The sequence below is a fragment of the Pseudomonas sp. SWI7 genome (assembly GCF_006351945.1).
GTDB classification, from domain to species: Bacteria; Pseudomonadota; Gammaproteobacteria; order Pseudomonadales; family Pseudomonadaceae; genus Aquipseudomonas; species Aquipseudomonas fulva.
In genome coordinates, this window is sequence record NZ_CP040930.1 from 4,441,605 (window position 1) to 4,455,018 (window position 13,414).

Genomic DNA, 13,414 nt, shown 5'->3' on the forward strand with positions numbered 1-13,414 from the left:
AATGTCCGTACGACGCACACGCAAAGACGATGGTAGCCAATGGACCGTGGCCGACAGCCGCAGTGTTTATGGCATCCGCCATTGGGGCGCTGGGTATTTCGCCATCAATGAAGCCGGGCGCGTCGAAGTGCGCCCCAACGGCCCGGACAGCTCGCCGATCGACCTGTACGAGCAGGTTGACCAGCTGCGCCAGAGCGGCCTGTCGCTGCCTTTGCTGGTGCGCTTCCCCGACATTCTGCAGGACCGCGTACGCCAGCTGACCGGCGCCTTCGACGCCAACATCGCGCGCCTGGAATACCAGAGCCAGTACACCGCCCTGTACCCGATCAAGGTCAACCAGCAGGAGGCGGTGGTCGAGAACATCATCGCCACCCAGAACGTGTCCATCGGGCTGGAAGCCGGCTCCAAACCCGAATTGCTGGCGGTGCTGGCCTTGGCGCCCAAGGGCGGTACCATCGTCTGCAACGGTTACAAGGACCGCGAGTTCATCCGCCTGGCGCTGATGGGACAGAAGCTGGGCCACAACGTCTTCATCGTCATCGAGAAAGAGTCCGAAGTGGCTTTGGTGATCGAGGAAGCGGCCGACCTCAAGGTCAAGCCGCAGGTGGGCCTGCGCGTGCGCCTGTCGTCGCTGGCATCGAGCAAGTGGGCTGACACCGGGGGCGAGAAGTCCAAGTTCGGGCTTTCTGCCGCGCAGCTGATTTCCGTGGTGCAGCGTTTCCGCGATGCCGGCCTTGATCAGGGTATCCGCCTGCTGCACTTCCACATGGGCTCGCAGATCGCCAACCTGGCGGACTACCAGCACGGCTTCAAGGAAGCCATCCGCTATTACGGCGAATTGCGCGCCCTGGGCCTGCCGGTGGACCACATCGATGTGGGCGGCGGCCTGGGTGTTGACTACGACGGCACTCACTCGCGCAACGCCAGCTCGATCAACTACGACATGGATGACTATGCCGGCGTGGTGGTAGGCATGCTCAAAGAGTTCTGCGACGCGCAGGGCTTGCCGCACCCGCACATCTTCTCGGAGAGCGGCCGTTCGCTGACGGCTCACCATGCCATGCTGGTCATCCAGGTTACTGACGTGGAGCGACACAATGACCAGGTGCCGACCATCGAGAACAAGGACGCGCTGCCCGAAACCGTGCAGTGGCTGGCCGATCTGCTGGGGCCCACCGACATCGAGATGGTGACCGAAACCTACTGGCGCGCCACCCACTACATGGGCGATGTAGCCGCGCAGTATGCTGACGGCAAGATCAGCCTGGCCGAGAAAGCCCTGGCCGAGCAGTGCTACTACGCTGTGTGCCGTCGTCTTTACAACTCGCTGAAGGCTCGCCAGCGCTCGCACCGTCAGGTACTCGACGAGCTGAACGACAAGTTGGCGGACAAGTACATCTGCAACTTCTCGGTGTTCCAGAGCCTGCCGGACACCTGGGCCATCGGTCAGGTGCTGCCGATCATCCCGCTGCACCGCCTGGACGAAGAGCCCCTGCGGCGCGCCGTGCTGCAAGACCTGACGTGCGACTCCGACGGCAAGATCAACCAGTATGTCGATGAGCAGAGCATCGAGACCAGCATGCCGGTGCACGCCCTGAACGAGGGCGAGGACTACCTGCTGGGCGTTTTCCTGGTCGGTGCCTACCAGGAGATTCTGGGCGACATGCACAACCTGTTCGGTGACACCGACTCGGTCAACATCTACCAGAATGCCGATGGCAGCGTGTACCACGCCGGTATCGAGACCCACGACACCATCGAGGACATGCTGCGCTACGTGCACCTGTCCCCCGAGGAGCTGATGACTCACTACCGCGACAAGGTGGCCAGCGCCAAGATCACCGCGCGCGAGCGTACCCAGTACCTGGATGCGCTGCGCCTGGGCTTGACCCGTTCGTCCTACCTCTCGTCCTGAGAAGCGTCAGCCCGTGAGGCCTCATTGCCGTCACGCCTTCGCGGCGTGGCGGCAGTGAGCACTGTCTTCGAATGCTCACGGGTCCACGCCACTGATCTCACGCCACCCAGGCGTCCTTGCCTTGCAGGCGCCACGCCACCCAAGCCAACGTCAGGGCGCGCACGCCCATGAAGACGAGAAACGCCAACCACAGGCCATGGTTGCCCAGCCCGCTCAGGGCAAAGGCCAGCGGCAATGCAATCGCGAGCGATGCCAGCATGGCGTTGCGCATTTCCCGAGCCCGTGTGGCCCCGATGAACAGCCCATCGAGCAAATAGCTCCACACGGCGATCAACGGCAGGCACGCCAGATAGGGCAGGTACGGGTAAGCCGCCGCCCTGACACTGTCGATATCGGTTTGCAGATCGATGAACAGGTGTCCTCCCACCCAGAACAGACCGGCAAAGACCGAACTCGCAATCAGCGACCATCCACCTGCCACCACCAGCGCACGGCGTAACGTGTCGCGGTCCCGAGCGCCAATGGCGTGACCGCACAGCGCCTCGACCGCGTGCGCCAGGCCATCGAGGGCATAGGCCGTAAGCAGCAGGCCGTTGAGCAGCAGTGCATTGGCCGCCACCGTGGCCTCGCCCAGGCGTGCGCCCTGTACGGCGATTAGTAGAAAGACCAACTGCAAGGCAAGGCTGCGCAAAAAGATGTCGCGGTTCACCGCCAACAGCGGGCGCCAGGCCTGCCAGCGTCTGAGTGCTGCCCAGGCGATGTGGCCCGGATAGGCGCGCAGGGCCGGACGGGTAAGCGCCAGGCCCAGCAGGGCCGCGCACCATTCGGCAATCACCGACGCGCGTGCCGAGCCCAGGACGCCCCAATCCAGGCCGAGCACGAACCACAGGTTCAGCACGATATTGAGCAGGTTGGTGGTCAGCAGGATCGCCAACGGCGCCCGGGCATTCTGTGTCCCCAGAAACCACCCGACCAAGGCGTAGCTGGCCAGTGCCGCCGGGAGGCCCAGCAACCGGGTGTGGAAGAAGGTTTGCGTAGCCTGCCCCAGGGCCGCGCTGGGCTGCATGGCGTGCAGTGCCAACTGGCTGAAGGGCAGGGCCAGCAGGCCGATGAGCAATGCGAACCCCACTGCCAGCATCAGGCCCTGAACCAACACCTGGCGCAGGGCGGCGCCATCCCCTCGGCCGGCGGCCTGGGCGGCGAAGCCTGTCGAGCCCATGCGCAGGAAGCCCATCAAGCCGACCATGAAGGTAAACAGCGTAGCGCCCACGGCCACTGCGCCGAGTTGATGGGCATGGGGCAGGTGGCCAATGACGGTGCTGTCGACCAGCGCAACCAGTGGCACCGAGACATTGGACAGGATCATGGGCGCGGCCAGCCCCCACACCTTGAAGTGGGTGGGGCGGTGGTGCCAGTCGGCGAAGAATCGGGGCATGTTCATTCCAGCGAAAACGAGGGCTGCAAACGCTCGAACGGACGCGCGCAAGGCGGCAATGCAAGCCAAGGGCGACAGTGTAACGGCCACGCAACCATTGTGTGCGATCAAGGTCTCATCTGGCGCACAACGCTGGGTGCAGCACTCGGCCTTGCGCTATAGTTGCTGCCTTCATCTACACCCTGCCTTCGAGTGTCTACTCCATGTTCAACAAAGGATTGTTGCTGGCCTGCGCGCTGGCCTTGCTCAGCGCCTGTGACGCCTCAACGCCCGACGCCTCGGCCCCTACCCAGAAGCCAACCGCCAGCGCTACCGCCAAGACAGCGCAGCGCGAAGACCCCGCCGTGCTTGCCAAGCGCTACGAGGGTCGTGAGCTGACGGTACTGGATGTGTCGGAAGTACAGCTCGATGGCGCGGCCACGCTGTCGGTCAGTTTCTCGGCGCCGCTGGATGCCGACCAGGACTTCGCCAACAAGGTGCACCTGGTGGACACGGTCAAGGGCAAGCTGGACGGTGCCTGGGAGCTGTCCGACAGCCAGATGGAGCTGCGCCTGCGTCACCTGGAACCGCAGCGCAAGCTGGTGCTGACCGTGGACAAAGGCCTGCTGGCTGTCAATGGCAAGGCCTTGCAGGAAGAGTCGATCACTCGCCTTGAGACACGCGACCTGCAACCCACCGTTGGCTTCGCCAGCCGGGGTTCGCTGTTGCCGACGCGGCTGGCAGAGGGACTGCCGGTCATCGCATTGAACGTGGACAAGGTGGATGTGGAGTTCTTTCGCGTCAAACCGGACATGGTCTCCTCGTTCATGGCCAACTGGGGGCGCAGCAGCAGCCTGGAGTACTACCAGTCCAAGGACACGCTGAGCATGGCCGAGCTGGTCTACAGCGGCCGCTTCGACCTCAACCCTGCACGCAACACGCGTGAAACCGTGCTGTTGCCCATTGCCGGCATCAAGCCGCTGCAGGAGCCCGGTGTGTACCTGGCCGTAATGCGCGCCTCGGGTACCTACGATTACTCCCAGCCAGCTACCCTGTTCACCCTGAGCGACATTGGCGTGTCGGCCCACCGCTACCGCGATCGCATCGATGTGTTCGCCCAGGCCCTGGAGGGGGGCAAGGCGATGGATGGCGTCAACATCGAGCTCCACGACAAGAAAGGCAAGCTGCTGGCCCAAGCCAGCACCGATGGCAAAGGCCATGCTGAACTGCCGATCACAACGAAGGCCGATACCCTCATCGCCACCCAAGGCGTGCACACGACCTTGTTGCGGCTCAATACTGCGGCGCTGGACCTGGCGGAATTCGACATCACCGGTCCCCAGGCCAATCCGCTGCAACTCTTCATCTTCGGCCCGCGCGACCTGTATCGCCCAGGCGAAACGGTGCTGTTGAACGGCTTGCTGCGCGACCAGGACGGCAAGCCCGTCAAGGCGCAACCGGTGAACGTCGAAGTACGCCGGCCGGATGAACAAGTCAGCCGCAAGTTCGTCTGGGAAGCAGACGATAACGGCCTGTTCCAGTACCAGTTGCAACTGGCCACCGAGGCGCCGACCGGCCGTTGGCAACTGCTGCTCGACCTGGGCGGCGGACGCAAGCAGGTCTACGAGTTCCTGGTCGAGGACTTCCTGCCTGAGCGGCTGGCCCTCGAACTCAAAGGCAGCAGCAAGCCCCTGGCCCCTGATCAGGACGCGCGCATCGAGGTGACTGGCCGCTATCTATACGGTGCGCCGGCCGCTGGCAATCGCCTGAGTGGCCAGGCCTATGTGCGCCCGCTGCGTGAAGCGGTACCTGCACTGCCGGGCTACCAGTTCGGCTCGGTTACCGAAGGCGAACTGGAGCAGGACCTGGAGCTTGATGAAGTCACCCTCGACCAGGCAGGCAAGGCGGTCCTGGATATTTCCAGCCGCTGGGCAGAGGCGCGTTCGCCGTTGCAACTGACCGTGCAGGCGAGCCTGCAGGAGTCCGGTGGCAGGCCCATCACCCGTCGCCTTGAGCAACCTGTTTGGCCGGCCGAACGCCTCCCAGGCCTGCGCGGGCTGTTCGACGGTGATGAAGCCGACAGTGAAGGCCCGGTGGAATTCGAGTTTCTGGTCGCTAACCGCGAGGGCAAGAAACTGGCCGCCGACGACCTGAAGGTCAGGCTGATCCGCGAGCGACGGGATTACTACTGGAATTATTCGCAAGGTGATGGCTGGAGCTACGCCTACAACGAAAAATTCCTGACCCAGGTGGAAGAGACGGTAAGCGTCAAGGCCGACGCCACGGCCAAGCTGAGCTTCCCGGTCGAGTGGGGCCCCTATCGCGTTGAGGTCGAAGACCCGCAGACCGGCCTGGTGTCCAGTCAGCGCTTCTGGGCAGGCTACCGCGCCCAGGACAATGCCGAGGGCGGAGCGGTACGCCCCGACCAGGTCAAGCTGGCCTTGGACAAGCCCTCCTACGCCGACGGTGCAACGGCCAAGGTGACGGTTACGCCACCAGCCGCCGGCAGTGGTTACTTGATGATCGAGTCCAGCGACGGCCCGTTGTGGTGGCAGGAAATCCAGGTGCCTGCAGAAGGAAAGACCTTCGATATCCCGCTGGACAAAGCCTGGGCACGCCACGACCTTTACCTCAGCACCTTGGTGGTGCGCCCAGGTGAACGCAAGGCCAATGCCACGCCCAAGCGTGCGGTAGGCCTGTTGCACCTGCCGCTCGACCGTGCCGAGCGCAAGCTGGCGGTGACGTTGCAGGCACCGGAAAAAATGCGTCCCAAGCAGCCACTGACGGTGAAAATCAAGGCGGCAAACGCCGACGGCAGCGTGCCTGCACAGGTGCGTGTGCTGGTGTCGGCGGTGGACGTCGGCATCCTCAATATCACCGACTTCAAGACCCCGGATCCCTTTGCAAGCCTGTTTGGTCGCAAGGCCTACGGTGCCGATCAGCTCGACATCTACGGGCAACTGATCGAAGCCGGGCAAGGGCGTCTGGCCAGCCTGGCATTCGGTGGTGACGCGGCGATGGCCAAGGGGGGCAAGCGCCCTAATACCACCGTCACCATCGTGGCCCAGCAGAGCCTGCCGGTGACCCTGAACGAGAAGGGGGAAGGGCAGGCCACGGTCGATATCCCTGATTTCAACGGTGAGTTGAGGCTCATGGCCCAGGCCTGGACCGAGGATCACTTTGGCATGGCAGAGGGCAAGACCGTGGTGGCCGCACCGCTGATTGCCGAACTCTCGGCCCCGCGGTTCCTGGCAGGCGGCGATCAGACGCGTTTGGCGCTGGACCTGGCCAACTTGTCGGGAGCTGCCCAACAGCTGACCGTGCAAGTGACCACCGAAGGGCAAGTGAGCCTGACCGGCAATGCCATGCAGTCTGTGGCGTTGGCCGAAGGCCAGCGGTCCACCCTGATGATTCCGGTACAGGCTCAAGGTGGCCTGGGGCAGGGCAAAGTGCATGTGCAGGTGACCGGTCTGCAGTTGGCCGGCGAGGCGCAGACCACGTTCGAGCGCGAATGGACACTGGGCGTGCGTCCGGCCTATCCCGCCATGCTCAAGCATTTCCGCGTGGCCTTGAAGGATCAGCCCTGGACGTTGCCCGAGGCGGACCTTGCTGCCTTCGAGCCTGCCGGCCTCGAGGGCACGCTGGCCCTGTCGAGCCGCCCCCCGCTCAACCTCGCCGAACAGATCCGCGCGCTGAAGGCTTACCCGTATGGGTGCCTCGAGCAGACCACCAGCGGGCTGTACCCATCGTTGTATGCGGACGCCGATACCCTCAAACGGCTCGGCATCGAGGGTGAACCGGCCACGGTGCGCAAGCGCAAGATCGAGATGGGCATCGAGCACCTGCTGGGTATGCAGCGCTACAACGGCAGCTTTGGCTTGTGGAGTGCCGACAGCGAAGAGGAATACTGGCTGACGGCCTATGTCACCGACTTCCTTCTGCGTGCCCGCGATCAAGGCTACGGGGTACCCGCCGAGGCGCTGAAGAAAGCCAGCGAGCGGTTGTTGCGCTACCTGCAGGAGCGCAACCTGATCGAGGTGGACTACAGCGAGGACGCCGATCACACCCGGTTCGCCGTGCAGGCTTACGCCGCGCTGGTGCTGTCGCGCAGTCAGCAGGCGCCCTTGGGCGCGCTACGCGGGTTGTTCGAGCGCCGCGCCGATGCGCGTTCCGGTTTGCCGTTGGTGCAACTGGCCGTGGCGCTGGACAAGATGGGTGACAAACCTCGTGCCGACCAGGCCCTGCAGGCAGGGCTCGCCGTCAGCCGCGGCAAGCACTGGATGGCAGACTACGGCAGCCCCCTGCGTGACCAGGCGTTGATCCTGGCACTGCTGCAGGAAAACAAACTTGCCAGTGGCCAGGTGGACCAGCGGCTCTTCGCCCTGTCCGATGAAGTGGCGGCCAATCGCTGGCTGTCCACCCAGGAGCGCAACGCCTTGTTCCTGGCCGGACGTGGTCTGCTGGGTACGCCTGAAGCCAAGTGGCAGGCCCGCCTGGACAGCGCCGGTGAGCTGCGTGATTTCAATAACGCCGAAGCCGGCATGAAGCTGGAAGGGCCACTGCTGGCCTCGCCGCTGACGGTGCAGAACCAGGGCAGCCAGACCGTCTACCAGCAACTGACCCTGTCGGGTTACCCCCGCCAGGCGCCGCCTGCCAGTAGCAATGGCATGCAGATCCGCCGCGAGTACCTGGGCATGAAGGGCCAGCCGCTGGACCTGGCGAATCTGCACAGCGGCGACCTGGTATTGGTGCACCTTGCCCTCAAGGCCGATGAACGCGTTCCCGATGCGCTGGTGGTCGATCTATTGCCAGCGGGCCTGGAGCTTGAAAACCAGAACCTTGCGCAAAGTGCAGCCAGCCTGGATAACGCCAGCGGCGCAGTGAAGCAATGGCGCGAATCGATGCAAAATGCCAACGTGGTTCACCAGGAGTATCGCGACGACCGTTACGTCGCAGCGCTCAAGCTGGACAGCTACGCAACCACTCACCTGCTGTACCTGGCGCGAGCGGTGACCCCAGGTACCTACCGGGTACCGCCACCGCAGGTCGAGTCGATGTACCGCCCCAACCTGCAGGCCGTGGGGGAAGGGCAGGGTGAAATGACGGTCAAGCCTCGCTAGGGGCAAGCCTTGTGCGGCGAGCAGGGCTTTCACCTGTTCGTCGCACGGCCACTCAATGAATCACCCAGCTCATTACCCACAGGCCCAATACCAGCCAGATGATGCCGAGGATGATCGAGGCACGCATGAAGGCGCGGATCGCCGAAAACAGCAACATCAGGCCCACGATCAGGGCCAGGATGCTGACCAGCGAGGTGTCCATGCCCAACGTGCGCGACAGGCCATCGACGAAGTTGCCGCCCGCATTGGCCAACAGGTTGAACAACCCGCTCAGCGCGTCGACGACGATGCGGATCAGCGATCCCAGTGCTTGCCCCAGCCATTCGAAAAAACCTTCTACATGCATAGTTGCTTCCTGATCAACATGGCGGCGTTCTTGCCGTTTCCAGTGCTTTGGCCCTTGTCGGGGCAGGTCGGTTCCCGATGCCAAGCTTAGCCCGTTGGCGGCGATCGCGAACCGGCAAGGCAGTGCGTGCCCTGGTGATTGGCGCGGTGGCCTTGATGGGGCTGCTGTGGCTGGCCGACCGGATCTGGCCTTTGCCCATGCCCTCCGACGACCTGGCCCGGGTCGTGCTGGCCGAAGATGGCACGCCGTTGTGGCGATTCGCCGATGCCGACGGGGTGTGGCGCTATCCAGTCAGCCCCGAGCAGGTGTCGCCTCTATACCTGCAAGCGTTGCTGACGTACGAGGACCGCTGGTTCTACCATCACCTGGGCGTGAACCCGATGGCTTTGGTCAGGGCGGCGTGGTTGAACGCGCGGGGCGGCCGCGTGGTGTCAGGCGGCAGCACGTTGTCGATGCAGGTAGCGCGCCTGCTCGATCCCCATGATCGCACCGTGGCGGGCAAGTTGCGGCAGCTGTGGCGCACGCTGCAGCTGGAATGGCACCTGTCCAAGCGGGACATTCTGCAAATCTACCTGGACCGCGCGCCGTTCGGCGGCACCTTGCAAGGTGTTGCCGCTGCCAGCTGGGCTTATCTGGGCAAGTCGCCCTTGCACCTGACGCCGTCGGAGGCAGCCCTTCTGGCGGTGCTGCCGCAAGCGCCCAGCCGCCTGCGCCCTGACCGCCACCCCGAGCGCGCCGAACGCGCGCGCAACAAGGTGCTGCAACGGTTGGCGCAGTATCGAGTGTGGCCCGAGCAGCGCCTGCGTGAAGCAGCTGAAGAACCGCTGGTGCTGGCACCGCGCCAGGAGCCGGCATTGGCGCCACTGCTGGCCCGCCGTCTGAACACCCCTGGTAGCCCGCCGTTGATCCGTACCACCGTGGACGCCGGGTTACAGCGCCGGCTGGAAGACTTGCTGCTGGGATGGCGAGCGCGCCTGCCGGAGCGCACGTCTGCCGCAATCCTGGTGGTCGATGCGCAGACCATGGCTGTACGCGCTTACTTGGGCTCGATCGACCTCACGGACGCCCGGCGCTTCGGGCACGTGGACATGGTGCGGGCGTTGCGCTCGCCTGGCTCCACGCTCAAGCCGTTTCTGTATGGCCTGGCGATGGATGACGGGCTCATTCATTCCGAGTCGCTGTTGCAGGACGTGCCACGCCGCTACGGTGACTACCGTCCGGGCAATTTTTCCAGCGGCTTCAGCGGGCCGGTGTCGGCCAGTTCGGCATTGGCCCTGTCGCTCAACTTGCCCGCCGTGCAGTTGCTCGAGGCCTATGGCCCGAAACGCTTCGCCGCGCAGCTGCGCATGGGCGGCTTGCCGCTGACGCTACCGCCGCTGGCCGAGCCGAATCTTTCGCTGATCCTGGGCGGTGCCGGTAGCCGCCTGGAAGACCTGGTAGGCGGCTATGCGGCCTTGGCCCGGGAGGGTAAAAGCGCCCAGGTGCGGTTGCAGCCCCAAGCACCCTTGGTGGAGCACCGGCTCTTGTCGCCGGGTGCGGCGTGGATCATTCGGCGCATCCTTGGTGGCCAGGCTCGGCCCGACCGCGATCGGCATGCCGAACTGGTACGTCGCCCCCAACTGGCCTGGAAAACCGGCACCAGCTACGGCTTTCGAGATGCCTGGTCGATTGGCGTCGGCCCTCGCTACCTGATCGGGGTATGGATTGGCCGGCCGGACGGCACCCCTGTGGCCGGGCAGTTCGGTCTGGCCTCGGCCGCCCCGTTGATGCTGCAAGTGCACGACCTGCTCAGCAACCGGGACAGCCAGCGCGGGTTCGAAGCCCCGGTGCAGCGAACGCCTGCCAATGTCGGGGTGGCGGCGATCTGTTGGCCTTTGGGGCAAGCTATGAGCCGCCAGGACGACAACTGCAGGCGCCAGCGCTTTGCCTGGACCCTGGACGGCACCGTTCCCCCTACGTTGCAGGCGGCCGATCAGCCGCTGGGCCTGGGTTTGCGCGAACACATCTGGGTCAACGACCGCGGTTTGCGCGTCGACAGCTCTTGCCCAGGCGCCCAGGCGCGCGAGGTGGCCCTGTGGCCCGCCCCCCTGGAACCCTGGTTGCCTCGAGCTGAACGGCGGGCTGCCCGTCTACCGGCCATGGACCCCACATGCCCACCGCAAGGCCCGGTCAGTGCCCCGCCGCTGGCCATCGTCGGTATTCGTTCTGGTGACCATCTGCGTCGCCCCGCCACCAGTGGTGAGCCGCTGCAAGTGCCAGTGTCGGCGCTGGGCGGTGGTGGGCGGCGTTGGTGGTTCCTCAATGGGCAACCGCTGGGGGAAACCCAGGGGCAGGACAGCCTGCTGGTGCGCCTGCCGCAGGCAGGGCAGGCCGAATTGAGTGCGCTGGACGAAAGCGGTGAGACCGCGCGGGTCGTGTTTCAGGTCAACGAGTAGTACGGCGGTGTGCCGGTGCCTTGGCACCGGCACCTGTCAGTGCGCCGTGAAGCGTTGATTCACCGGGGAGGAGCCTGGTGTCAGAGCCAATGCCAGTTGCGTGCGGTTGTGCATATGGGTCAGGCGCAACACCTGGGACACGTACAGTTTCACTGTGTTTTCGGTGATACCCAATTCACATGCGATCTGATAATTGGTCTTGCCCTTGCCCACTAGCCGCGCCACCTCCAATTGACGGGGCGAGAGCTTTTCGAACACCGAGGGCAGCTCGGCCTCGGCTTCCTCCGTGTCGCCGGCGCGCCGGTGAGCCCCCTGCCCGCGGGCTTTTTCCAAGTCCTGATACAATTCGTCGACGGACTCTGCCAGATCCTGCAGGCGCTGATTGAGCCCACTGAGGTCGTGGAAACCGCGCTGACGTTCCTGCAGCACCTGCTCCTGGCGGCGTACCCCTTCGAGCAGCTCGTCAAGGTCCATCGGTTTCTGGTAGTAGTCCGCAAAGCCTTCGCGCAGCGCCCGAATGACGTCCTGCTTTTCGGCACGGCCGGTCAACATGATCGCCTCGAACATGCGCTGATTGCCGTCGATCTGCTTTAGAGCCCGCATCAGTTCGATGCCATCGCGTCCGGGCATGTGAAGGTCGCAGATGATCAGACCGATGGCTGGGTCGGCCTTATAGTGTTTTACCGCCTCATCCGTGGAGAGTGCCGATACGCAACTGTATCCCTTGGCTTGCAGGAACTCGCACAGCTGTTCGACGATGACCGACTGATCATCGACTACCAGCACTTTCATTTCACTTACAGGTTTGGACACGATCAACTCCCTGTGAATATACGGCCCTGCTCCCGGGCTAGACGCTCTGGCAGATTAAAAGTAGCCGTACCTCTCGTAGTTGTACAAGGTGTGTACAAGATTAGGGACCGCTGGTTTCTTCATTGGATCCATACAGCTGTCAGAAGGTAGCCAGCCAGCACATAGGGGACGAATGCCTGCTTGTCGCCCATGGCTTCGGTCAGGGCCTGCAGGCGTTTTTTCACCTTGGGGTTGAGCAGCGTCCATAAGCGTCTACGGGTAGTCAGCCAGATCAACAACGCGATCCCGGCCCCGATAAAGGTGCCGAGCACATGATCGGTGCCGGTAGCCAATGCCAGCGCGCCCATCAGTTTGACGTCATCGGCGCCGAAGTGGCCCAGCATGTAGCCGGGCAAGGTGAGGAGCATGACGATGGCCAGCCCCCAGCCTGCCGAGCTAGGGTCGGCGCCAAGCCAAGTGTGGCCGGTTGCGAACAGCCATAGCAGAGCCCCTACGGCCACACCCAGCGTCAATAGATCCGGGAGCTGGCGCTGGCGCACATCCTGTTCGGTACACAAGGCAAGCCACAGAAGAAGAACAATGCTTTGCATCGACAGGTCGCCTTTCCTGGTAGATGAACACTTACCCGTTCAGTCAGGTTTCCTTAGTCAAGATAGACCGGAACCTGCATGACGGCCGTGTGCCGCGAGGAAAAGGCGCTGGGAGAATGAGTTTTGTCGCAGTCGTCGTCTGTCGAGAGGGGCGGTCGGCCTCTGCCTGCACCCCGCCACGGGGCGAGGCAGGCAGAACATGCCCCGCTAGCGTTTGCTGCCAGGTGGATAATTGCCCAGCACCTGAGCCACCGTTTTTTGGATGGCTTCGTTGCGTTCCTGCGGGCTTGGCGGGTAGTTGTTCATGATCTGCTCGGCACTGCCGCGCCAGACCAGCTTGCCATCGCGCCCATCAAGCAAGTCGACCTGGATGGTCGCGACCTTGTAGTCGACGCTGCGGGTTTCGTTGTACATCGGCCCGCCCCAGTAACCTCCCCAATAGCCACCCCACCCGCCGCCGTAGTTGGTGGTGACCTGTTGCTGGCGTTGCTCCACTATCAGATAGGTGCGCACGTTGAGGTCCGCTCGCGTGCCAGGGGGCGCTGGGCGTAGGCCACGCTGATCAAGCTGTTCGCTGACCGCCTGACGGATGCGCTGCTCGGTCAGGTCGCTCTTGATGCGTGGATCGTCAGGACGATATTGCAGGCCGGGCTCCTGCCAGGCCCAGTTGCGGTAGGCGGCAAAATCACGACTCGCGTCGTAGTCCTGCTGCACATTATGGCTTGAGCAGGCAGCCAGCAAGGCCGCGAACGACACGAGTAACAGGCGGCGAAACATGATG

8 protein-coding genes are annotated in these 13,414 nt (G+C 63.9%); 3 read left to right on the forward strand and 5 right to left on the reverse strand.

Translation table 11 applies throughout. The features are described from left to right. Position 1 precedes the first annotated feature (1 nt). Positions 2 to 1,915, forward strand: a complete 1,914-nt coding sequence (gene speA / locus FH041_RS20370) for an arginine decarboxylase (RefSeq protein WP_023535169.1) — start codon at positions 2 to 4, stop codon at positions 1,913 to 1,915. Between the two features lie 97 nt (positions 1,916 to 2,012). On the opposite strand, the gene FH041_RS20375 is transcribed toward speA, so the two are convergent. Further along, complete coding sequence (locus FH041_RS20375; RefSeq protein WP_027915169.1) at positions 2,013 to 3,350, reverse strand: MATE family efflux transporter; 1,338 nt, start codon at positions 3,348 to 3,350, stop codon at positions 2,013 to 2,015. A 203-nt stretch (positions 3,351 to 3,553) separates the two neighbouring features. Here FH041_RS20375 and FH041_RS20380 point away from each other — a divergent pair, with 203 nt between their 5' ends. After that, on the forward strand, positions 3,554 to 8,449 hold the full coding sequence (locus FH041_RS20380) for an alpha-2-macroglobulin (protein ID WP_140174996.1): 4,896 nt from the start codon (positions 3,554 to 3,556) through the stop codon (positions 8,447 to 8,449). Positions 8,450 to 8,501: 52 nt separating this feature from the next. Here FH041_RS20380 and FH041_RS20385 read toward each other — a convergent pair whose 3' ends face one another. Further along, positions 8,502 to 8,795 (reverse strand): hypothetical protein, encoded by a 294-nt coding sequence (locus FH041_RS20385; RefSeq protein WP_023535173.1) that lies wholly within the window; start codon positions 8,793 to 8,795, stop codon positions 8,502 to 8,504. Positions 8,796 to 8,872: 77 nt separating this feature from the next. Between FH041_RS20385 and pbpC the strand changes: the two genes are divergently transcribed. Continuing rightward, complete coding sequence (pbpC, locus tag FH041_RS20390; protein ID WP_049695389.1) at positions 8,873 to 11,230, forward strand: peptidoglycan glycosyltransferase PbpC; 2,358 nt, start codon at positions 8,873 to 8,875, stop codon at positions 11,228 to 11,230. A gap of 36 nt (positions 11,231 to 11,266) precedes the next feature. Here the strand turns inward: pbpC and FH041_RS20395 are convergent, their stop codons facing one another. The 3 genes from FH041_RS20395 to FH041_RS20405 all read right to left on the reverse strand — a co-directional run bounded on the left by FH041_RS20395 (position 11,267) and on the right by FH041_RS20405 (position 13,410). Next, positions 11,267 to 12,022 (reverse strand): response regulator transcription factor, encoded by a 756-nt coding sequence (locus tag FH041_RS20395; protein WP_080992809.1) that lies wholly within the window; start codon positions 12,020 to 12,022, stop codon positions 11,267 to 11,269. A 140-nt stretch (positions 12,023 to 12,162) separates the two neighbouring features. Then, the gene (locus FH041_RS20400; protein WP_023535174.1) at positions 12,163 to 12,633 is read right to left on the reverse strand and encodes an A24 family peptidase; all 471 of its coding nucleotides are present in this window, start codon (positions 12,631 to 12,633) and stop codon (positions 12,163 to 12,165) included. A 207-nt stretch (positions 12,634 to 12,840) separates the two neighbouring features. Beyond that, entirely contained in the window at positions 12,841 to 13,410 is a 570-nt protein-coding gene (locus FH041_RS20405; RefSeq protein ID WP_028687892.1) for a DUF4136 domain-containing protein, read from the reverse strand. Positions 13,411 to 13,414: the final 4 nt, after the last annotated feature.